The 21,982-nt window shown below is 44.8% G+C and carries 19 protein-coding genes; 5 read left to right on the forward strand and 14 right to left on the reverse strand.

Annotated features, from left to right (window positions below):
* The first annotated feature begins 204 nt into the window (after positions 1–204).
* Positions 205–375: a hypothetical protein gene (locus FN961_RS25745; protein ID WP_185972699.1), complete on the forward strand. Its 171-nt coding sequence runs from the start codon at positions 205–207 to the stop codon at positions 373–375.
* Positions 376–429: 54 nt separating this feature from the next.
* On the opposite strand, the gene FN961_RS02955 is transcribed toward FN961_RS25745, so the two are convergent.
* The 6 genes from FN961_RS02955 to FN961_RS02985 all read right to left on the reverse strand — a co-directional run bounded on the left by FN961_RS02955 (position 430) and on the right by FN961_RS02985 (position 9,554).
* Entirely contained in the window at positions 430–2,715 is a 2,286-nt protein-coding gene (locus FN961_RS02955) for an FdhF/YdeP family oxidoreductase (protein WP_143563045.1), read from the reverse strand.
* A 17-nt stretch (positions 2,716–2,732) separates the two neighbouring features.
* Positions 2,733–3,536: a formate dehydrogenase accessory sulfurtransferase FdhD gene (gene fdhD / locus FN961_RS02960; RefSeq protein ID WP_143563046.1), complete on the reverse strand. Its 804-nt coding sequence runs from the start codon at positions 3,534–3,536 to the stop codon at positions 2,733–2,735.
* A gap of 645 nt (positions 3,537–4,181) precedes the next feature.
* A complete protein-coding gene (locus tag FN961_RS02970; protein WP_143563047.1) occupies positions 4,182–4,640 on the reverse strand; it encodes a DUF6265 family protein in 459 nt (152 codons plus the stop codon).
* Positions 4,641–4,717: 77 nt separating this feature from the next.
* A complete protein-coding gene (locus tag FN961_RS02975) occupies positions 4,718–6,319 on the reverse strand; it encodes an FGGY-family carbohydrate kinase (RefSeq protein WP_229814607.1) in 1,602 nt (533 codons plus the stop codon).
* Positions 6,316–7,881: a glycerol-3-phosphate dehydrogenase/oxidase gene (locus FN961_RS02980; RefSeq protein WP_143563048.1), complete on the reverse strand. Its 1,566-nt coding sequence runs from the start codon at positions 7,879–7,881 to the stop codon at positions 6,316–6,318. The genes FN961_RS02975 and FN961_RS02980 overlap by 4 nt, the downstream gene beginning before the upstream one ends.
* Positions 7,878–9,554, reverse strand: coding sequence for an FAD-binding oxidoreductase (locus FN961_RS02985; RefSeq protein WP_143563049.1), 1,677 nt, complete (start codon positions 9,552–9,554; stop codon positions 7,878–7,880). Before FN961_RS02985 ends, FN961_RS02980 begins: the two co-directional genes overlap by 4 nt.
* A gap of 156 nt (positions 9,555–9,710) precedes the next feature.
* Between FN961_RS02985 and FN961_RS02990 the strand changes: the two genes are divergently transcribed.
* Positions 9,711–10,763: an AraC family transcriptional regulator gene (locus FN961_RS02990; protein WP_143563050.1), complete on the forward strand. Its 1,053-nt coding sequence runs from the start codon at positions 9,711–9,713 to the stop codon at positions 10,761–10,763.
* 67 nt (positions 10,764–10,830) lie between these two features.
* On the opposite strand, the gene FN961_RS02995 is transcribed toward FN961_RS02990, so the two are convergent.
* The 6 genes from FN961_RS02995 to gfa all read right to left on the reverse strand — a co-directional run bounded on the left by FN961_RS02995 (position 10,831) and on the right by gfa (position 16,649).
* Complete coding sequence (locus tag FN961_RS02995) at positions 10,831–12,216, reverse strand: alanine/glycine:cation symporter family protein (protein ID WP_143563051.1); 1,386 nt, start codon at positions 12,214–12,216, stop codon at positions 10,831–10,833.
* Between the two features lie 321 nt (positions 12,217–12,537).
* The gene (locus FN961_RS03000) at positions 12,538–12,864 is read right to left on the reverse strand and encodes a DMT family transporter (protein ID WP_143563052.1); all 327 of its coding nucleotides are present in this window, start codon (positions 12,862–12,864) and stop codon (positions 12,538–12,540) included.
* Positions 12,865–13,134: 270 nt separating this feature from the next.
* Positions 13,135–13,974: an S-formylglutathione hydrolase gene (fghA, locus tag FN961_RS03005; protein WP_143563053.1), complete on the reverse strand. Its 840-nt coding sequence runs from the start codon at positions 13,972–13,974 to the stop codon at positions 13,135–13,137.
* 91 nt (positions 13,975–14,065) lie between these two features.
* Positions 14,066–15,196: an S-(hydroxymethyl)glutathione dehydrogenase/class III alcohol dehydrogenase gene (locus FN961_RS03010; RefSeq protein WP_143563054.1), complete on the reverse strand. Its 1,131-nt coding sequence runs from the start codon at positions 15,194–15,196 to the stop codon at positions 14,066–14,068.
* 161 nt (positions 15,197–15,357) lie between these two features.
* Positions 15,358–15,624: a DksA/TraR family C4-type zinc finger protein gene (locus FN961_RS03015; protein ID WP_143563055.1), complete on the reverse strand. Its 267-nt coding sequence runs from the start codon at positions 15,622–15,624 to the stop codon at positions 15,358–15,360.
* Positions 15,625–16,079: 455 nt separating this feature from the next.
* Complete coding sequence (gene gfa / locus FN961_RS03020; RefSeq protein ID WP_143563056.1) at positions 16,080–16,649, reverse strand: S-(hydroxymethyl)glutathione synthase; 570 nt, start codon at positions 16,647–16,649, stop codon at positions 16,080–16,082.
* Positions 16,650–17,056: 407 nt separating this feature from the next.
* Here gfa and FN961_RS03025 point away from each other — a divergent pair, with 407 nt between their 5' ends.
* Entirely contained in the window at positions 17,057–17,932 is an 876-nt protein-coding gene (locus FN961_RS03025) for a LysR family transcriptional regulator (RefSeq protein WP_143563057.1), read from the forward strand.
* Here the strand turns inward: FN961_RS03025 and FN961_RS03030 are convergent.
* Positions 17,924–18,553 carry an HAD family hydrolase gene (locus FN961_RS03030; RefSeq protein WP_143563058.1) on the reverse strand — a complete coding sequence of 210 codons (630 nt, stop codon included), beginning with the start codon at positions 18,551–18,553 and terminating at the stop codon, positions 17,924–17,926. The two genes, FN961_RS03025 and FN961_RS03030, sit on opposite strands and share 9 nt — an antisense overlap.
* 2 nt (positions 18,554–18,555) lie before the next feature.
* Positions 18,556–19,227 carry a CIA30 family protein gene (locus FN961_RS03035; protein WP_143563059.1) on the reverse strand — a complete coding sequence of 224 codons (672 nt, stop codon included), beginning with the start codon at positions 19,225–19,227 and terminating at the stop codon, positions 18,556–18,558.
* 328 nt (positions 19,228–19,555) lie between these two features.
* On the opposite strand from FN961_RS03035, the gene FN961_RS03040 reads away from it, so the two are divergent.
* Together FN961_RS03040 and FN961_RS03045 are read left to right on the forward strand one after the other, a co-directional pair.
* Positions 19,556–20,764 carry an NAD(P)/FAD-dependent oxidoreductase gene (locus FN961_RS03040; protein ID WP_143563060.1) on the forward strand — a complete coding sequence of 403 codons (1,209 nt, stop codon included), beginning with the start codon at positions 19,556–19,558 and terminating at the stop codon, positions 20,762–20,764.
* Between the two features lie 533 nt (positions 20,765–21,297).
* Positions 21,298–21,882 (forward strand): type II secretion system protein, encoded by a 585-nt coding sequence (locus tag FN961_RS03045; RefSeq protein WP_143563061.1) that lies wholly within the window; start codon positions 21,298–21,300, stop codon positions 21,880–21,882.
* The last annotated feature ends 100 nt before the right edge of the window (positions 21,883–21,982 follow it).

Raw genomic sequence — 21,982 nt, forward strand, 5'->3', positions numbered from 1 at the left:
CTAGATCTCACTTTTTCTCAGCGGAGCCTGATATCTTCCTCATCAGCGCTTACTAATATGAAGTTTGCATTCCCGTTATCATTTAGTGAATGTTTTAAACTTGCAGCGCAAACAAATAACCAATCCCGACATGATTTTAAATGTCATTTTTACCTGTTAGCAAACTAAAAGTGCCAAAGGTATTTAACAAGTAAGGAGTTCGTTATGGCTCAAATGATTGAACTTGCGCCCGACGATGTAGAAATAGAAGCCGTTGCTCAACCATCAAGAAGAGAGATGGATGATATCGTACACCGACGTTCAGTAAAGAAGCGTTTAGAAGATCTGCTAGCAGATGCTGAACTGCAACGCGCTATGGGTGGAGATTTTTACTAATCCACCTCTCGATGACTGAATCTAGGCATAGACCTAGATTCAGACATAAGATCACTATTTGAATATTTCAACAGCTATCGATTTAGAGGTTGGCGTCCAGCTTAAATCTCCAACACTCTCCAACGGCACTAGCGGATTCGTTTCAGGATAATACGCAGCAACGTTGCCCCGCGGAATATCATACTCAATCAAAGTAAAATCAGAAACCTGACGTAGCTTACTATCAGGCCAAAGTGAGTTGATATTCACACTGTCCATATGTGCTAGTCCTAAAAGTGCGATATCTTCAGCATTCATCATCACCACTCTACGCTGACCATAGACGCCTCTGTATCTGTCATCTAAACCATAAATGGTCGTATTGTATTGGTCATGTGAACGTAAGGTCTGCAGGACAAAAACAGGCCTATCGGTTAACCCATAAACAGATTCAGGCACAATCGAATCAGGTAATTCATGGGTCATAAACTCGGCTTTATGGCTCACGGTATTCCATACATATCGAGCCGCTGGATTGCCTAAATAGAAGCCACCTGGCTGTTGGATTTTATTGTTAAAATCTGCAAAACCGGGGAGCACATCAGCGATTTTGTCACGGATATTGTCATAGTCGGCAATCATCTCAGACCAATCCACTAACTCCTCACCTAACGTCGCTTTAGCGATACCGGCGATGATTGCAGGCTCAGATAACATCTCTCCCAATTCGCTTTCAACCACTCCAGCAGAGGCGTGTACCATGCTAAATGAATCTTCAACGGTCACCTTTTGAGGACCACTTGCCTGCATATCAATATCAGTGCGTCCCAAACAAGGTAAAATCAGCGCCTGTTTACCCGGCACCAAATGTGTTCTGTTCAGCTTAGTCGCGATATGCACCGTTAAATCACAGCGACTTAACGCCTCTTCAGTCAAATCAGTATCAGGAGCGGCGGCGGCAAAGTTGCCGCCTAATCCGATAAAGACTTTGCTCTCACCCGACAACATTGCATGAATCGCCTGCACCACATTATGCCCAGACTCAGCCGGAGGAGAAAAACCAAACACACGCTCAAGACTTGCCAGAAAAACCTTATTCGGCTTTTCGTTAATGCCAACCGTTCTGTCGCCCTGCACATTACTGTGGCCACGAACAGGACACAAGCCAGCACCAGGCTTACCTAGCTGCCCTCTTAATAACTGTAAATTGACCAACTCTTGAATCGTTTGCACCGAATGTTTATGTTGAGTGAGCCCCATGGCCCAGGTGCAAATAACACGCTCAGATTTAAGGTGAACTTTAGCCGCTTGCTCCAGTTGCGCCTGAGAAAGCCCTGACTGTTCGATGATTTTATTCCAATTAGTGTTCTCAACCACCTCAAGGTAGCGCTCAATCCCCTGACTATGCTCAGAGGTAAACGCATCATCAAACACGCCACTTCCTCCGCTCGCTTTATCATCCTTGTCCATCGCAATCATCGCTTTGACCATGCCTCTGATCGCAGCCATATCGCCACCCAGCTTAGGAGTAAAGTAGACACTACTGATAGGGGTTGAGCCATGAGTGACCATCTCAACTTTATCCTGAGGATTTGCAAAGCGTTCTAAACCACGCTCTTTTAGGGTGTTAAACGTAATGATTTGCGCACCGCGGCGAGACGCTTTATGCAGTGTGTCCAGCATTCTGGGATGGTTGCTACCTGGGTTTTGACCAAATACAAAAATAGCATCAGCATGCTCAAAATCATCTAAGGTTACCGTACCTTTGCCCACGCCAATAGAGGCGGTCAGTGCAACACCAGTGGCTTCATGGCACATGTTAGAACAGTCTGGAAAGTTATTGGTGCCATACAGCCTGACAAATAACTGATAAAGAAAAGCAGCCTCATTACTTGTGCGGCCAGAGGTGTAAAATTCAGCCTGATTTGGACTCGCTAATCCATTTAAGGTGCTCGCAATTAGCTCAAAAGCATCTGCCCATGAGATTGATTCATAATGGTCTGAATCCGAATTATAGGCCACTGGCTCCGCGAGTCGCCCTTGGGACTCTAAAAAATAGCCATCTTGTAACTTAAGCTGACTGACACTGTGCTGCTGAAAAAACTCAGCAGTCACTCGTTTACTGGTTGCCTCCCAGTTCACCGCTTTGGCGCCATTCTCGCAAAATTTAAAATGCCCTTGCTCACGGCTCTCACCCCAAGCACATCCGGGGCAATCAAAACCATAATCTTGATTGGTTTTCAGTAAGTTTCGAATGTTATTAGCAAGGTTTTCACTCTTAATCAGGTGCTTTGCCGTACTGGCTAACGCTCCCCATCCACCTGCGGCTTGATCATATTTTGCTATTCTTTTTTTTGTCATGATATCTACTCGCTAGATTAAATGCCTTTGGTATAGACTCTTGGGGCGTCATTTTTGGTCAGGTGAAGCAAATTAATGTTATGTTTCTCAGCCCAAGAGACTGCCAAACTTGTAGGCGCAGACAAGCACACTAAGGTAGAAAATCCGGTGCGGGCTATTTTTTGAATCAACTCATAACTACAGCGACTCGTCATCACGATAAAGCCTGCGTCTGGCTCAAGTTTAGTCGCCACAAGATGGCCAATCAGTTTATCCAGCGCATTATGGCGACCCACATCTTCTCGGCAGGCTTTTACCTCACCACTATGGCTAACAAAAAAAGCGGCATGCAGCGCCCCTGAGACTTGTCCATGTCGCTGCCACTCCCTTAACTTTGGCGCTAAGTGAGTTAATACTGTCAAATCAGGCAATGCACCTCTAACCACGGGGCTTGCTGGTATCAGCAGGTTTTCCAATGCTTCCTGCCCACAAATTCCACATCCCGTTCGGCCACTCAACTGACGTCGTTGCCGTTTAAGCTGTGTAAAATCTCTCTCGTGAATAGTGACATTGGCTTCAATTCCCACCTCGGTCACGCGGTAATCGATATCTTTGAGGCTCGCGGCTGAAGAGATGATGTTTTCGGACAGGGAAAAACCTAAGATAAAGTCGTCTAACTCTACAGGTGTCACCATCATCACCGCATGATTCACCCCCTTGTAACTGATAGCCAACGCAACCTCAGTCACCAAATCAGCACTGTCAGTTTGTTCACTATCAAGGTATTGAAAATCTAATGAGCTACTCGCTGAACATTGATATTCTGCTCCATCTTGAGTCACTTATTCTTGGTCCATTAGCAATAGTCGAAATACACTACACACCTTTAACATCTTAGAGTCAAGAGATAACAACCACATCCAACCACTATCAAACAAAGCAGTTAACAACATGATTTATATATAAAATAGACTTATCAACTGTTAAGAATAACTTATCAGTTTTCAGATTATGGTAGTGATACCAATCGATATAAGAAAGTGATCTACTCAGAGTGTTTTTTGGCAAGCTAATTCAAGGCGAATGAATGACGCAATGGCTATTCCCTTGTGAGTTAATTCAACGCAGAAGGAGGCAACCAAAAACACTCCTTATCAGGCGAGTTTTAGCGCCTCCGATACGGCGTTAACGAGCTTAAACGTAGAATAACTATGTTTCTCACTCGTTGCCTTGCCTCAGAAGCGCTAAACTCTCGCTGAGCGATCACATCTTTATACCGATTGGTATAGAGGGAGAAAGGAATTTGAAATTCACGCTTTAGCTGCAACCATAGCTCTTAGTGATAAAATTTAGATTGGAGGCTAACTTTACTGAAAATAACGAAAAGGAACTGTGACAAAAAACGCCAAAAGTTGGCTCATGCTTAAAAGGGATTAAAGTTTCAAAAGTAATATTTAAACCGTTTTTCACATACCATGACGATTCTGTTACTTAGCATTGGAACGAATAAAATCAACTGTAAAACCTTTCTCTTTTGCGTCACTGACGATCACCATCATGCTATTCGCTTCAGTGGATTTATATTCAATACGTTTAGGAAAGTCATGATTTAAGTTTTCAAAAATAGCATTTCCATCTGCACATTTAATAAGTTTAAAAGCAACTGGCAATGGGTTATGACTGACTTTTGCAAGATAAAACACTGACTGAGACATCTCAACCATTCTCAATGATTCAGTGGCCTTAAGCTTTCCCTCACTGTAAGTTGCCCCCTCTCCATCAAAAGTTATCTCGCTTACCTTACCCCAAGATTCCGTAATCACGGAACCTTGATTTGTAGACTCCCAAGCTCCTAAAACCCAAGCCACATCTTTCAAAGAGTGACAGGTATTCGCACTGGATAAGAAAGGAATAAATAATAAGGTGAATATCAATAAGCTCTTCATAATGAGACTTCCCTGAGAACTAACTAACATCAAAACACTAATAACAAAAAGTGCATTCTAGTCATTGCACAAAATTCTTATTCTGGGTAACCCGTTATATCTCTAATTTTGCTGTAAAAAGGCTGTAGCTTCTTGTAGATATTGAGATAGATCTCCCGATAGAGCCTCTGGTACATCACATAGTGTTCCCTATTAGGTTCGAAACGCTCACCTTCATGGACCATGGCGTTGATAGCGGTATCAAAGTCAGCATAGAGCCCAAGTCCGACAGCCGCATCGATGGCGGCGCCGAGTCCAGAGGTCTCGATGGTATGAGCTCGAACCGTGGGTAAACCAAAAATATCGGCGGCGATCTGCATGGCTGCATCACTCTGTGCTCCGCCGCCAGACACCCTTAACTCTTTCACCTTGAAACCACTTTTTTTCTCTATCGCTTCCAAGCCCTCTTTGAGACCAAAAGCGAGCCCTTCGAGGATCGCACGGTAGAGATGTGCTCGGGTATGCAAGTCACCAAAACCTATCACCGCTCCTTTAGCTTCGGGGCCAGGTTGCTTCACTCCGGGGCCCCAATAAGGTTGTAACATCAGTCCCATCGATCCCGGCGGCACACTGTTAACTAATTCATCAAACAGGGCTTCGGCTTCTATTCCAGCCTCTTCTGCTTTCGCCTGCTCTATGTGTGCAAATTGTTCTTTAAACCAGCTTACCATCCAGAAACCGCGATAAAGCATCACTTCACTGCAAAAAGCACCGGTGATCGCCGATGGATAAGCAGGAAGAAAGCGCACCGCTTCGGTATAGCGTTTCATGGTGACATTAATCGTGGCGGTAGTGCCGAAACTTAAGCAGCCTACATAGGCACTTTGACCACCTGAACCCAGCACTTCACAGGCCTTATCTGCCGCCGCGGCGATAACCGTTAATCCCTTGGGGATCCCAGTTTGCTCACAGGCCAATTCAGTGATCTCGCCAATCTTATCGCCGGGCTTAACCAAATTGAGAAGCTGATCTCGCCTGACATTCAGCGCGCGCCATTTCCAATCCCATTTTGGCGCCCATCTGTGCTTCTTATAATCGAAGGGTAAATACCCCACCTGAGATCCTGTCGAATCGGCCCATTCTCCTGTCAGTCGATGATGAAAAAAACCCGATAAAAACGCAAACTTATGAGTTTGATCCCACAGATCTCGCCTCTCGATATAGAGCCAATTTGGCTGAGCGCGACTCCTAAAGTTCGCGATCGTTTCACTTAATCCCAGTAGATTAAACAGCTGATCCCAGATCCCCCCTAAACGTGGTAGTGGTTCAGCTTTGCGTTGATCTAACCAGAGGATCGCTGGATGCAGCGGCACACCTTGCTTATCCAAAGGCAACATGGTGCCACGCTGTGTGGTCACCGACATGCCCTTGATCCTGCGCTTATCGATCCCTTGTTGCCATAGCGCCTGACAAGCATCACACACATTCTGCCAGTAATAATCACCGCTTTGCTCACACCAACCGGATTGAGGCGATTCATAGGGGATCAATTTGATCTGTGACTTAGCGATCAATTGCCCACTCAGATCAAAGACTAAAGCACGGACACTCTGCGTGCCATTGTCGATCGTTAAGATCCAATCAGCTTCAACCTCAGAATCCTGCTCGATCCGATCGCTGCTTTTGTTATGATCTATCACAGGCGATCACCTTCTGCTTGCTTGATCGGCAGCTGATAGCTTCGATTAAATATCTGCTCGAAACGATCCCACTCCTGATCAGCCTTGGTACTCGACCACCCCAGATATCGGCAGCAAAGTGACAAGATAGCCTCACGATAACGGGATATATCACGACCGAGCAAAAGTGCTAGGCGAGTACGGCGCAGTAAAAGGTCGTCCAGATGCACCACACTCTCGTTTGCAATTGACCATTCAAGCTCTCGCCACTGACAACGGCTAATTCCTATCATGTCATCGTTATCCATCGCAGCAATTTGAGGTGCAAAATAGCCAAAATAACCAGTCAGATGCTTATCTGCATAACCTTGGGTCACTTGACTAAATGGGGCTTTTTTCAATTCAGTAAACAGTTCAGGTAACTGCTCACTCACTTTCTCAAGGGTCTCTTTTGCCATTAGGTGATAACTCGTTAGCTTACCGCCAGTGACAGAGATTAATCCCAGTTTTGACCAGATAATATGCTCACGGGATTCTTTCGAAGGCGCCTTATCTTTAGACTCACTGAAAATAGGCCGTACTCCACTCCAACTGCTGATAACATCCGCCTCCTCTATACCTTGCTTGGGGAAATAGTGCCGAGCCAACCCCAGCAGGTAGTCCACTTCCTCTTGAGCAATCCCTGGTTCGTCATCCAGATCCCCTTGATGATCTAAATCTGTGGTGCCGATAACACTACAACCTTGCCAAGGATAGATATAAACAGGGCGGCCATCTTGAGGGTGATAAAAGGTGATGCAAGCGGAAACAGGCAAACGTTCAAAGGGCAACACCAGATGACTGCCTCTTAATGGTCTTAATCCACCTTGTTCTAATGGGTGCAATTCTGCCGCCCAACAGCCTGTGGCATTGATGACACATTTAGCCATTAACCTATGGCAACCCCCATCCAAACTAAGCTCGATCCCGCGGATCCGTCCGCCCTCCTCTACCAATCCGTTCACCTTGGCATAATTAAGCGCCTGACCTCCTGCGAGTACTCCATCTTGCAGGGATCGCAGTACCAAACGAGCATCGTCGGTCACTCCATCTGCAAACAAACTGACACCGCTTATCCCATCGAATTCGAGTTCAGATAACCAAGATTTGGCGCTATCCATACTGAGTGGTTTATGATGTTTACTGCCTGCCAACTTGTCATAAACAGACAACACTTGATGAAAAATTGCGGCAGAGGGGAAATCTCCCTGTTTATGCAGCATCAAATAGGGCATCAAATCAACCAGTCCCGGCAATTCAGCCAGCATAGACTCACGCTCTCTGGCCGCATCTCGGGTCATTTTCCATTGACCACTAGCCAAATAACGCAAGCCACCGTGCACCATTTTTGAGGAGCGACTCGACGTGCCCCAGGCAAAATCCTGCTGTTCGACTAATAGCACCTTAGCCCCTTGACTGGCGGCAAGATGAAAAATGCCCGCTCCAGTGATCCCACCGCCTATGATGATCAGATCGTATTGATCGCCTCGATCTTCAGCAATTGCGGCCCTTGCCTCTTTTGCTGCCTGACTAAGAGTATTCATTGATCTGGCTTCGTTAGTTTCTGGATCGTTTCAGTCGGAATCGCTTTAAATAACTTACCCGGATTTAACTGGCCTTCGGGATCGAAGGATCTGAAATAGCTTTGCAAAGAGTTGACCACTCGCTCACCTTTCTCCTCAATTAGATAAGCGGCATGATCGCTTCCTACTCCGTGTTGATGGCTGATGGTGCCATTACTCTCAACAATCAACATTGATGTTGTCGACTTTAATTTCTGCCAGCGGGTATAGGTCTCATCATAACTGTCAGATACAGGAAACAGATACGTGGTATAGATGCTGGCCCCATCGCTATAAAGGTGTGACAGATGAGAAAACACATGCACCTTGCTTTTGGAATCGTCAGCAGTATCACACTCGGCTAATCCTTCCCTAAGGCTTTGTTCTATCTTCTGGGTCAAGGGTGCGATATTAGACCAATTAGTCGCAGTCTCTAGTGTGTCGATGGCATAACCCATCTGCCACAAAGTCTCTCTGAGGTATGGAAAAGCAAAACGTTTATGAGCCCATTTCTTGCCTAATCTCTGGCCAGTATTGACGCCCTTAAATTGGGAAATAACGGCTTTCAAACGCTTATAACTCTGCTTATTCGCCTGTTTATCCCCTGTTATTCCGTAGACCAACATGCATTTATCATCACTCACGCCTTTAAGGGAAAGCAGTTTAGCCAGCCAATGACGTTGAGTTTGGGTCGCCGATAAATAGAGCTGAGTTCTAGTCTCGACACTATTGCTGACTCTAAGCATCGACAGAGGCAACCCCTGCTGAATCGCTTCTCTGGCGCAAGCTATTCCTTGCTCCCAGTTAGGCATAAAGGCCACCCCAAAATACTCCTCTTCAGGTAAGCGACTGACCCTGACTTTGACCTCAGTTAAGATGCCTAAATGGCCTTCAGATCCCAACACCAATTGGCGCCAATCTGGCCCCGCCGATGAAGCCGGTAGCGTCGGAATATCGACTTTACCTTCAAAGGTCTCGATCTCCCCTCCGGCAAACAGGTTTTCGATACGCCCATAACCCAAAGATTGCTGACCACTGGAGCGGGTGACCACCCAACCACCTAAGGTAGAAAGCTCAAACGATTGAGGAAAGTGTCCTAAGGTAAAGCCTTGAGCTTGCAGTTGGGACTCCAAAAACGGCCCCTTAACTCCAGCGCCAAATGTGGCTATTTGATCGATGCGATCGATATCGATCAACCGATTCATCTTGCTCATTGAAACCGTTAGCACAGGCTTATCACCAACACATGGGGTGATATGTCCCACCACCGAAGTACCGCCACCGTAAGGGATCAACTGCCAGCCTTTTGCTTTCGCTTCTGCCATCAGAATGCGGATATCTTCACTGCTTCTCGGAAAGGCCACTGCATCGGGAAAGAGATTAAACTCACCACTTTTCATGGCTAGCCAGTCTGGGAGGCTCTGGCCACGGGCATGGCGCAATCGCACCTCGGTATCTAGCGTGTAGAGCTCACTCTCATCGAGTCGGGACTCTGGCACCTTAGCAAGCACCTCATCCAGAGTCGCGACAGGCAAAGGCTTAACCGAACCTAACGTCTCGGTGATAAAAGTGGCACCATCGGGGGTGAGCGCCAAGCTTTTCTCCTTGTCTCCCCACCCATTCCATTGACGATTATCCTGAAGTGACTTGCTCATAATGATTGACCGATTTGCATACAGATGGTTTTATCCTACAATGTTGCAACAATTTGTCAGTGACATATATGGACAAGATGAACAATAAAAGCGCAAAGTATCGCGACTCGAATAATCTGAATGCGAGTTTACAACGGCTGAAGATACTGGGCTCTGATGAGTAACATACCGCGAGTAAAACCCCATAGCGCCTTGGCTTTGGGTACGACCTCGATACCGCCTGTTCAGCAATTTCTGCAAGCGGCCAGACACTGTAAAGTGGATATTATGGCGTCGCTTGCACAGGCGGAGATTGATCAAACCGCTCTCTACCACACAGATGCAAGAATAAGTGGTGAGCAGTTCCAACAGTTACTTCACTCCTTGATTGAACACTCCAATCACCCTCTATTTGGTCTTTATAGTGCCCGCTTTATTCAGCCGGATCGATTCTATATTTTGGGGCAAATAGGACTTAACTCCAGTAACTTTTCCCAAGCGATTAAACAAGCTATGCCGCTGGAAAAACTTGTCGGAGATATGGGGATCACCGAACTAAGGGAACATCCTCAGGGGCTAAAAATGGTGTGGCATTGCCAATACAGCCACCCGTTAGTCATCCCTCATCTTATCGATAATGTGCTCGCATCTTGGGTAAATTTTGCTCGTTTTCTGATGGAAGATAATAATGCCTCTCCCATTGAGATAAAACTGCAAAGACCGCAGCCACAACCGCGCGAAGTCAATGAATACCAAACCCTTTTTGGTTGCACCGTTCACTTTCAGCAGAGCGAGAATTCGATACTGATAGACAAAACAACCTTGCTCCGTCCGCTTCCCAGTGGTAATAAGCGTCGTCTGTCGCAACTGATGAATAGCGCTAAATTGAGGCTGGAACATGTAGGTAAAGCTGACCAACTTGAGCTTGCCGTCGCCCGAGTCATTCGCCAACGCTTACCACAGGGGAAGATTAACCGAGAACAGGTGGCCAATCAGCTTCACTTAACAGGAAGAACTCTGCAGCGTAAGTTGCTGCAACAAGGTATTAGCTACCAAGTGCTTGTGGATAATGTCCGTCATGAAATGGCCGATTATTGGCTTAGTTGCAGCGATTTATCAGCAGGCGAAATAGCGTTAGAACTGGGTTATAGCGACGTCAGTGTTTTTTTTCGTGCCTACAAGCTCTGGAGCGGACACACACCAGGAGTAGTAAGAAGTATCGTGAAGTGAGTCTGCATTATTTTTGCCAATAAAAAAGCGCCTTTCGGCGCTTTTTTAATAACAACAACTGCTGCTGTTAGGTTCCAGCTTTCGCCTTCTCTTTCTCGTCATCTTGACGCTTTTCGATAAAGTACTCACGAGTCAGAGCAAATACCACAGGGCTCAATAGCACCAATGCAATCAAGTTAGGAATCGCCATCATGGCATTGAGCGTGTCAGCCAGTAGCCAGATGAAATCCAGAGAACTTATCGCCCCTAGAGGCACAACCAAAATCCATAAGATTCTAAATGGTTTTACCGCCTTAACACCCAACAAGTACTGAACACATTTTTCACTGTATACGCTCCAGCCCAAAATCGTGGTGAAAGCAAACACAGATAGCGCAATTGCCACAATGTAGTTACCCATAGGCAAGGCCGTTGAGAATGCCAGCGACGTTAATGAAGCCCCGTTCTCACCTGAGGTCCATGCCCCTGAAACAATAATGGCCAAACCTGTGATACTACACACGATCAAGGTGTCGATGAATGTACCCAACATCGCCACTAATCCCTGACCCACTGGGCTGTTAGTCTGCGCCGAAGCATGAGCAATTGGCGCACTACCTAGACCAGCTTCATTTGAGAACACACCACGAGCCACACCAAAGCGGATAGCTGCCCACACTGCAGCACCAGCAAAACCACCTTGAGCCGCAACAGGGTTAAAGGCACTATGCACAATAAGCACAATCGCATCTGGAATGGCGGCAGCATTGACCACTAATACCGCCAAACCTGCAGCGATATAAAACAGAGTCATTAAGGGAACCAGCTTACCTGCCACATCGGCGATACGTTTAATCCCCCCCATCAACACAGCACCCACCAGCACCATAAGCACTAGGCCGGTCACCCAAGTTGGTACGCCAAAGTTGCTGCTTAACGCATCGGCAACTGAATTCGACTGAACGGTATTACCAATGCCGAAACCAGCAAATGAACCAAACAGAGCAAACGCCGTCCCTAACCAGGTCCATTTACTCCCTAGGCCATTTTTAATGTAATACATGGGACCACCAATGTGATTACCATGATCATCGACTTCACGGTATTTCACTGCTAATACCGCCTCAGCAAACTTAGTCGCCATCCCCACCAGCGCGGTACACCACATCCAGAAAAGCGCACCAGGACCACCAATAAAGATAGCGGTTGCCACACCGGCAATGTTACCAGTACCAATTGTGGCGGATAACGAGGTCATCAAGGCATTAAAGGGACTGATCTCTCCTTCTACTTTCTTATCCTTATCAGGGATCCGACCAGACCAAAGTAGTTTAAAACCGGTACCCAGTTTTAAAATTGGCATGAGTTTTAACCCTATAGAGAGAAATAAACCCACACCTAAAATCAAGACAAGCATGGGAGTTCCCCACACAAAGCCATTGATCATACTGACAAACTCAGTAATTCCTTCCATTCAAACCTCGTTGATGCTTATCATTATTATTTTATTAATTCCGTGAACTAACGCCCGGAATTTATCATTTGATATTCAGAGTACAACGAAAAGAGCACAAAATGAAAGGGGGATCTTTATGAGGAGAAATTAGGGTCATGGCAAACCCGAAACAAGGACGAGCACCTCGTACCTTTATTGGCTTTTACATGTAGAGAGCTTGGGCTGTCAGCAGTTGTTCGTTTACAAAAGTGCTCACTCAACATAGGGGTTCAAGCCCAGCTTCTTAAACTTGATAGAGTTCAAGAGACTGGGTAGATATTACTCCTGGAATGGGAATGTTTAATGGGAGTGTCCCTGTGACACATTAATCAACATCACACCACCAGCTACCAGTAACATACCTATCCATGCGGTTGCATCCAGATGCTGACGATAAAACAGCGCAGATAGTAGAGTCACAGTCACGATGGCAAGTCCTGCCCAAAGTGCATGCACGACGCCAACAGGCATACCTTTCATCGCCTGACCTAAAAAGATAAATGCTGTTAGGTGACCTAAGATAACGAGTGCAGCTGGAAGGGGTCGAGTGAAGCCATCAGTAGCCTTAAGTGCCACATGAGATAGTGCTTCAGCGACAACGCCCAATATTAGAAAAATCCAACTCATGATAAAAACCTTAAGGTAAAAGTGAGCAATAGGCTAAGCCCACTGTATTAATTAGAGAATCATTTAGTAGAGCTATTATATTCTTTAATAATCAGATGATAATTAAGGCAATTTGCAAATCACTTTTACCATTGAGTAATAATGTTTATGGTAGACACAAAGTCGATTTCTATCCATCCTTGGGAAATAGACATAAGTGTTCCAGACACAAAAAAGGTGTCGTCATAAATGACGACACCTTTTATTTAATCTCTGTTTTACAACAGCAAGTTACTTACTCAAATGCTCAGCATGAAAACGCAGGTGGTTTTCGATAAAGCTGGAGATGAAATAGTAACTGTGATCATAACCTTCACGGATATTAAGCGCTAACGGATAACCGCTTACGCCCGCAGCGGCTTCCAACATTTCAGGCTTAAGTTGCTCAGCCAGAAAGTTATCTCCATCGCCTTGATCCACTAATGCCGGAACCAAATTGGTCGCCTTGCGCATCAAAGCACTAGCATCATACTCAGACCATGTCGACATATCCCGGCCTAAATAAGCTGTGAATGCCTTCTTGCCCCAAGGGGAGTTAATCGGGTTACTAATGGGACTAAATGCCGAAACAGATTGGTATGCATCGCTATTTCTAAGTGCAATAACGAGCGCGCCATGTCCACCCATTGAGTGTCCCGCAATCGAACGTTTATCACTGACAGGAAACATAGACTCAATCAGTTTTGGCAGCTCATCAACCACGTAATCGTACATATGGTAATGACGATTCCAAGGAGCTTGAGTCGCGTTAACATAAAAGCCAGCACCTTGACCCAGATCGTAACCCTCATCATCAGCCACATCAGCGCCTCTCGGGCTGGTGTCTGGTGCAACAATGGCAATACCCAGTTCTGCAGCCATACGCAGTGCACCCGCTTTTTGCATAAAGTTTTCATCGCTACAGGTTAAACCTGAGAGCCAATATAAAACGGGTACCTTTTTGCCATTTGACGCCTGCGGCGGCAAATAGATAGCAAATCGCATCTCGCAATTTAAGACATTTGAGTGATGGCGGTATTGCTTATGCCAACCCTCAAAACTCTTATTCACACTGATATTTTCAATTGTCATGCTTGTTTCCTAAATAACACTGGCCTAGTCTGCAATAACAGAGAATAAACCAGTGCGGCAGGATGAATGGTTTCGATTAATCTAGATAGAGTTACTTATCGAAGTGAATAACGGTACGTATGCTCTTACCTTCATGCATAAGGTCAAACGCTTCATTCACTTGTTCAAGGCTCATAGTGTGAGTGATAAAATCACTCAACTTGAACTCACCCGCCAAGTAACGCTCAACATATTCAGGTAGTTCAGAACGGCCTTTAACACCACCGAATGCACTGCCTCTCCATACACGACCCGTCACTAACTGGAATGGACGAGTAGAGATCTCTTGGCCAGCACCAGCAACACCGATAACCACTGACTCGCCCCAACCTTTATGACAACACTCTAATGCAGAACGCATCACGTTAACGTTACCGATACACTCAAATGAGTAATCAACACCGCCGTCAGTCAACTCAACAATCACATCTTGAATTGGCTTGTCGTAATCTTTAGGGTTAATGCAATCAGTCGCACCTAATTTACGGGCTAATTCGAACTTACTTTCGTTAATATCGATAACGATAATACGACCAGCTTTAGCCATAGTCGCGCCAATAACAGCCGATAGACCAATACCGCCCATACCGAAGATGGCAACTGTAGCGCCCTCTTCAACTTTAGCCGTATTCATCACAGCGCCCATACCGGTAGTAACACCACAACCAAGTAAACATACTTCTTCAAGTGGCGCTTCCGGGTTCACCTTTGCCAATGAAATTTCAGGTAATACTGTGTACTCAGAGAAAGTAGACGTGCCCATGTAGTGATAGATGATTTTGCCATCTTTAGAGAAACGGCTAGTACCATCAGGCATTAAACCTTTACCCTGAGTTTCACGGATCTTCTGGCAAAGGTTAGTCTTACCAGACTTACAGAATTTACATTCGCCACATTCAGGAGTGTAAAGTGGGATAACATGATCACCCACTTGAACGCTAGTCACGCCTTCGCCGATAGACTCTACAATCCCGCCGCCTTCATGGCCTAAAATGCAAGGAAAGATGCCTTCTGGATCATCGCCTGAAAGCGTGAAAGCATCAGTATGACAAACGCCTGTTGCGATCATCTTAATACGTACTTCACCTTTTTGCGGTGGCATGACATCTACGATTTCCATAGATAGTGGCTCACCTACAGCCCAAGCGACTGCTGCTTTTGATTTAATTGTTTGTGCTGTCATCTTAAATATCCTAAATGTGTAAAATTAATATGCGTTCTTACTGATTTTCGCTGAGGTAGCGAAATAAGTGCCGCTGTATCTATGGTAAGCATTATATCTAGGGTTAAAAAAATGATAATCCCACATTATTGCAAATGACTTTTACCATATGGTAATAATCATTATCTCAACTGACTGTCTTTTCCTGCCCGTCGATTAATACCGCTTAAACTCGTTAATTGCTTATCTGATTCTTGCTGGCAACTCACACAGAGTCGAACACCGATAACGGCTTTCCTTCGCGCCTCAGGAATCACATTGTCACACTCTTCACAATAATGCAGGCTCTGACCAACGGCGAGTCGACTTCTGGCCAGTGCAACGCCATCATCAACACTATTATCGATTTGATCTTGTACTGCACCATCTCTAGACCAACCACCTGCCATCTCAACCTCCATTAATGCTATATATCTACAAGCAAATTACCTGTTATTCTGTACCAGCCCTAGCCCAACCACCCGCCATCTCAACCTCCATTAATGCTTAGCTTTATCATCCAACATTAAATATACGTTTTATTCAGTACTACCCTCAAACTTGCAAGAAGACAATACATCCATCTACTGATCCGCTTTACGACACTCAAAACACTCCACCGATCTTACGGTGTCTTTGTCGCTTCCGAACGTCAGTTCCAATCCGATGAAGCTATTATATTCCTTTCAATAGAGATGATAATCCCAAGTAATTGCAAATATCTTTTACAAGATGGTAATAATGATATTCCACCAGCACCTTACGAACCCATGCTTACAGACCTGCAAGTTCAACTACTTTCTCGCAGGTATAAAAAAAGCGCCGAAGCGCTTTTTTAACAAGAATAATAATGTGCTAATCGGTATTACGCACTCTTTTCAGAATGTGTAGCAATATGAGCCGCAATCGCATCCATTAACACAGGAGACAAGCAGTCATAAGGCTCAAGACCTAAATCTTTAAGCGTCTGGCGAACATCTGCCATGGACTCAGGTGCTGCACCTGCTTCGATAATAGAAGAGACAAATGCCGCAAATTCAGGCTGAGACCAACCTTGCTGTGAAGATAGTTCAGTATGAACGAAGTCCAATCCATAGAATGGGTGACCCGTGTTTTCAATACGACCATACATATGAGTTCCACACTCTTTACAAGCATGACGCTGAATTGCTGCAGACTCATCGACAATAGCCAATTTGTCAGCATTTTTTGCTACCTGCACATTATCACGTGACACAACGGCTATTTGAGCAAACAACGCGCCGTCAGGCTTCCAGCATTTACTGCAACCACAAACATGGTTATGAGCAGTTTGGGCGGTCACTGATACTTCAACAGGATTATGCTGACATTGACACGCTAAGGTACCGCCGCTAAATCCCTCAAGACTCGCTACGATACCGTTATCAACTTGAGGATGAATTAATACTTTCATAATGATGCTCCATGGATCTTTCACTAAGCTCATGCCTTTAAGGTTATCCTTAGCGATCCAATAAATGACTTGTTTAAAAAGGACAATGACTTGAGGACTCACTTTCTCAGGCTTGATAAACCAGGGAAGTCCATTGACGCTATGATGTCTGAACGAATACCAATCGGTATAACGCCTACGTCATTTCGATGAATTGAATTATATTCCTCATTCAAATAATGATAATCCTACGTTTTTGAAAATATCTTTTTCTATTTCGTAATAATCATACCCACCAAAAAAATAGAAATTTATATATTAAATACAAACAGTTACCATTGATAACTGTAAAAAATACATAAATTGCATTTATTGAGAATTTGGTGATAATCGAAACCATATAAATAGATGCATACTAGGTGCTCACAATGTTTAATTGGGAAGGTGTCAGCGAGTTCGTCGCCGTTGCAGAAGCCGAGAGCTTTACCAAGGCAGCACAACGCCTTGGAATATCAACCGCACAAGTCAGCAGGCAGATCAGTGCATTAGAAGCCCGTCTGGCCACTAAACTGTTTCACCGCACCACGCGAAAAGTCTCTACCACCGAGGTGGGTCGAGTCTATTATCAGCATTGCAGACAAGTACTGGATGGTTTGGATGAAGCTGAGCGTGCAATCACAAACTTGCAGAGTTCCCCTCGAGGCTTACTGAAAATAACCGCTCCAGTGACCTATGGCGAAATGACCATCGCGCCCTTGGTTAACGATTTTATCGCTAAATACCCTGAACTTGAGGTCAAAATAAACCTGACTAATCAAAAAATCGACCTGATCGATGAAGGGTACGATCTCGCCATCAGACTCGGGCAACTTGAAGACTCAAGCATGATGGCTAAACGGTTAAGTTCACGAACACAACACGTGTGTGCTTCACCAAGTTACCTTTCAACCTTCGGTATTCCCCATTCACTCTCTGAACTGGATCAACATAACTGTCTATTGGGAACCATGGATTATTGGCGATTTGAAGAAAACGGGAAAACCAGAAATGTCAGAGTAAAAGGAACCTTAAGTTGCAACAGTGGCCATGCGCTGGTTGATGCCGCAATTAAAGGCATCGGGATCATTCAACTGCCCGATTACTACCTTCACCCCTATATTGAGGAGGGGCAACTGGTACCACTACTGGAGCAGAACCGTTCACCGGAAGAGGGGATCTGGGCGCTGTACCCTCACAACCGACATTTATCACCAAAAGTCCGCATGCTACTGGACTACCTGAGTCAGGCGTTAACCTCAGGTTAAATCGCTTATCTGAGTTTTAAAGTGTTCAATAAGACTGATATAACATCGGCAGACAATGTCTGCCTGTGATGCATAATCCGGTATTAATTCAGGACTATAAAGGACACTTTTAGTACCGGCATTAGTGGCAGTCTGTAGGTCATATAGATAATCCCCAATGAACAGAATGTTAGCTGGCTCAAGTTGCCATTTTTGACAAATCAACTCAACACCCTCAGGGTGAGGTTTAGCTTTGGCATCAAAGCGTGTTAATACCAAATCGAGATCTAAACCGAGATTGGCCAGCGTGATCGCGGCCGCTTTCGGTATATTACGTGTCAGTATTGCCTGTTGAAGTTGTAATCGAGTGAACAGTTCAATGAGTTGCTCAGCACCAGCGATCCAAGTGGCCCTATTTGAGCTTTCAAGCTCATAGCGTTCAACAATCTCTTTTGTTTTTGCAGCCTGCTCAGTGTCTGTAATCGATTCAAGGTGGGCCAAGATGTCAGTACCAGACTTTATGCCAAGCTCCTGTCTCAAACCTTCAAAATCAGGATTGGAATCGGCGAGCGTACCGTCTAAATCAAAAATGACACCTTGAATGCGACTGAAATCAAAGTGAGAGTTAATCGTAATGCTCAATGTCACTCATCCTTATTTGAATGGGTAAATTCAATGTCTTTAAATGACAACTCGAACTCACCAGGTTGTTTGTCTGCAAGTAAAAAGCCCACTTGCTTGATGTTGGTATAACTCAGTTTAGGCGCATCAATCACACGCCCACGATACACAGGCATAAAATCTTCAGCGTTAAACTCAACACTAATCCATTTACCTTTCTCTGTCTTAAATGATTTTGTGTATGAAAAGGAATCCCAATCATCATCTGTTCGCAGCCTGAATTGATAGACTCTACCATCTCCATTAACCTTAATGCGGATCAGATTAAACTCATTCGACATCGTTTGGTTTATCGGTGTTCTGATAGAGGAAAAACCTCCATTTTGCTCTAGGGATAAGTAACCGCTGAACTTAGCGATACCAGCTGCTATCTCAATCTGGCTGTTAGATACACCGCCCATAACGGTATCGTTAATGACAGTCCAGTTACCTTGAAAACCATCGTCCGCTTGCTGTTCATTAAGAACCGCTAAATATGCCTTTTTTGGATTAGACACCATCAAACCTCCCTCATCTGCAATCGCACAATTTACCAATGTAATGCTTCCCATCAACATCATTGAGAATAACGTCTTGTTTTCAGGCCACCAATTTGGGAGACCATTACAGTGATTTCTGAGTTTCACTTGTGACATGACTATAACTCCACTTTTAACCCTTTAATGGTGTATACGTCGTAAATGATTGAATGGTTTACATCAAAATCATAATAACCAAATCAACTCAAAAGAGACGTTAAACTTGTTACCCGACAAGACTCTCTCTGATTATTACACCTCAGCAAAAGTTATTTACCTTTTAGCCTAATTGTTCCAAATCCAACTCAAATTATAATAGTCGACATCAGATATGCCTCCCAACTCTCTGCAAAACCTTAGGCGCCATGCTTAAGCTCGCTCAGTCGCTAGGCCCAATTCTTTAATTTGAATCACGCACCTCTTGAGGTTGCGCCAAGGAAATATTATGTCTCGTGTTGTTATAGTTGGTGGCGGAGCTGCTGGGTTGGAACTAGCCAGTCTGTTGGGGCGTTCAGTAGAACCCCATGATGAAATTATCTTAGTAGAGGGGGAAACCCACCATTATTGGAAACCTAGATTTCACGAAATTGCCGCAGGTACTTTCGATAATGATCTCGATACCCTGTGTTATTTCAGCCATGGTGCTAGGAATGGCTATCGCCACTTCCAAGCCAGAATGACGGATATCAATCGTGAAGAGAAGCTACTACAAGTCTATAAACCAAACGGTGAAACAGACACCTTAGCCTATGACTATTTGGTGATTGCTATTGGTGCGATCAGTAATGATTTTGCAACCAAAGGGGCTAAGGAACACTGTTTATTCTTAGATACTCCACAGCAAGCAAGAGACAGTTGGCAACAGATAAGTTCACTCCTGCGTTCAGGCGGTCAACGCACGATAAATATAGTAGGCGCGGGGGCTACCGGCCTTGAACTTGCTGCAGAACTCGCCAAAGTGAATGGCAACTTATCTCAGAATGCGTATGCAGCAAAGCTGACCATTAACTTAATTGAGGCAGCCGACAGAGTCCTGCCAAGCGGCCCATTAAAGATGTCACAAGAGGCATTACTGAGGCTGGAAAAATTTCAAATTAATGTCATGCTAAACACCCGAATAGCCAGTGTCGATCAACAAGGAATGACCACAAGTGATGGGCTGAACCTAGACGCGGATATTCAGTTTTGGGCTGCGGGTATCAAAGCCCCAGATTGGCTTAACAACATTGGCGGTCTGGAATCTAACCATGCGAATCAACTGATAGTAAAACAAACTCTAGTCACCACATTAGACTCACATATTTTCTCTTTGGGCGACTGCGCTGCAATCCCTCAAGCTGATGGAAGCATGGTGCCCCCAAAAGCTCAGGCTGCGAACCGTGCAGCGGTACATTTAGCCAAGAACTTAAAGGGCTTAATGCAAGGAAAAGAACTCACCCCCTTCGTCTATAAAGATGGTGGAATGGTCGTTTCGATAGGACATAATTACGCAATCAGCACCATGATGAACGACAGGTTAATACTAAAAGGACGTTTAGTGCGCCGCCTCTACGACACCATCTTCCGCCTACACCAGAAGACTGTTAGTGGTCTATTTACCATGTCCAGACTCATCATCTCTAAACGATTAAAGTGCATCTTCAAGCCGAACTAAAGCGCAACTACCATTGATTTTATTTTATAAAAAAGCCTGCATATTGTTAGATATACGGGCTCTATTTTTTGAGTCTCCCCTATACCCGACATCTTTCACGCACTCAGAACAACAAGATATTAGGTTAGCACTGAGCACCCTAGACTTGAAAAATCTTGAGTTCATTTAGACAATGCCCGCCGCTTATTGGTTGAAACGGATATCGCCACCTCACAAGTGAGTGATGAGACAGGCTTTCCCGATCACAGTTACCTCGGCAAACAATTTCGACTTTTTTCGGTGAATTACATTCCGATCTCAGAAGAAAGTCTTCCAAATGAACCGTCATTATCAATCTCGATAGATAAAGGTAAGTGTTTAAAATATGGAGAATTAAAGAGATAGTCTGCTTTGGCTGTCGACATTCAAGTGAATTCCAGCAGCTAGCGATGTAACAAAAATGTTAATTAAGTTTATTATATCAACGACTTCTGACTTAAACTTACGCTGTTTTTTCTGGTAGACTAATTCCGTCTAACAGATAGGTGAGCAGTATGAATCGTTTACGATCTTCAACAGGTTTTACATTAATCGAGTTAGTGGTGGTGATCATCATCCTTGGTATCCTTGCAGTCGTTGCTGCACCTAAGTTTCTAAACTTAAGCCAAGATGCTCATGATGCCCGAGCCAAAGCTGTTTTTGCAGCATTCACATCTGGGGTTAAGATGTACCACAGCTGTTGGCTTGTAGGTGGTCATTCAGGTTATACAACCGACCTAGCCTGTTATGGCGACGGCACATTAGACTCAACCATCACAGGTTTTCCACTCGGTACCGACACAAGCAGTAGCGAGCTTGGCACTCGATTACAGGGGGATTTTTGCGCTGAAATTTGGCAAGGCCTACTAGAGAATAATGAGTTTGTACTCGCGACTCACTTTGACTGGCAAACCGTGCCGGACGTTGATATCGCTTACTGGTACGGTGGCGGCCCTATCGATACGGCTAACCCATCTCAAACTTTCTGTTATTACAACTATGTTTCAGACGACCGCACTTTGGGGAGTGAAAACTGGACACTCAAATATTATCCCACTGATGGAAATACAGAAGTCAGTCGAACCACTCTGTCACCATAGTTTTTATCTCAATATCAAAATTTGAGTTGTTTGTCAGATAACATGTTTCAAATATCGCTAGAAGGCTAACCTACCTTTTATGGGTATTTGCATATTTCAT

This window comes from Shewanella hanedai, assembly GCF_007197645.1.
Taxonomy (GTDB): domain Bacteria; phylum Pseudomonadota; class Gammaproteobacteria; order Enterobacterales; family Shewanellaceae; genus Shewanella; species Shewanella hanedai.

What these genes read in the sequence shown, in the direction of transcription:
- gfa (WP_143563056.1), bottom strand. Translation starts at nt 16,649, where the DNA reads ATGAAAGTATTAATTCATCCTCAAGTTGATAACGGTATCGTAGCGAGT.
- FN961_RS03025 (WP_143563057.1), top strand. Translation starts at nt 17,057, where the DNA reads ATGTTTAATTGGGAAGGTGTCAGCGAGTTCGTCGCCGTTGCAGAAGCC.
- FN961_RS02990 (WP_143563050.1), top strand. Translation starts at nt 9,711, where the DNA reads ATGAGTAACATACCGCGAGTAAAACCCCATAGCGCCTTGGCTTTGGGT.
- FN961_RS02955 (WP_143563045.1), bottom strand. Translation starts at nt 2,715, where the DNA reads ATGACAAAAAAAAGAATAGCAAAATATGATCAAGCCGCAGGTGGATGG.
- FN961_RS25745 (WP_185972699.1), top strand. Translation starts at nt 205, where the DNA reads ATGGCTCAAATGATTGAACTTGCGCCCGACGATGTAGAAATAGAAGCC.
- FN961_RS02970 (WP_143563047.1), bottom strand. Translation starts at nt 4,640, where the DNA reads ATGAAGAGCTTATTGATATTCACCTTATTATTTATTCCTTTCTTATCC.
- FN961_RS03040 (WP_143563060.1), top strand. Translation starts at nt 19,556, where the DNA reads ATGTCTCGTGTTGTTATAGTTGGTGGCGGAGCTGCTGGGTTGGAACTA.
- FN961_RS03010 (WP_143563054.1), bottom strand. Translation starts at nt 15,196, where the DNA reads ATGACAGCACAAACAATTAAATCAAAAGCAGCAGTCGCTTGGGCTGTA.
- fghA (WP_143563053.1), bottom strand. Translation starts at nt 13,974, where the DNA reads ATGACAATTGAAAATATCAGTGTGAATAAGAGTTTTGAGGGTTGGCAT.
- FN961_RS02985 (WP_143563049.1), bottom strand. Translation starts at nt 9,554, where the DNA reads ATGAGCAAGTCACTTCAGGATAATCGTCAATGGAATGGGTGGGGAGAC.
- FN961_RS03035 (WP_143563059.1), bottom strand. Translation starts at nt 19,227, where the DNA reads ATGTCACAAGTGAAACTCAGAAATCACTGTAATGGTCTCCCAAATTGG.
- FN961_RS03000 (WP_143563052.1), bottom strand. Translation starts at nt 12,864, where the DNA reads ATGAGTTGGATTTTTCTAATATTGGGCGTTGTCGCTGAAGCACTATCT.
- FN961_RS02980 (WP_143563048.1), bottom strand. Translation starts at nt 7,881, where the DNA reads ATGAATACTCTTAGTCAGGCAGCAAAAGAGGCAAGGGCCGCAATTGCT.
- FN961_RS03015 (WP_143563055.1), bottom strand. Translation starts at nt 15,624, where the DNA reads ATGGCAGGTGGTTGGTCTAGAGATGGTGCAGTACAAGATCAAATCGAT.
- FN961_RS02995 (WP_143563051.1), bottom strand. Translation starts at nt 12,216, where the DNA reads ATGGAAGGAATTACTGAGTTTGTCAGTATGATCAATGGCTTTGTGTGG.
- FN961_RS03045 (WP_143563061.1), top strand. Translation starts at nt 21,298, where the DNA reads ATGAATCGTTTACGATCTTCAACAGGTTTTACATTAATCGAGTTAGTG.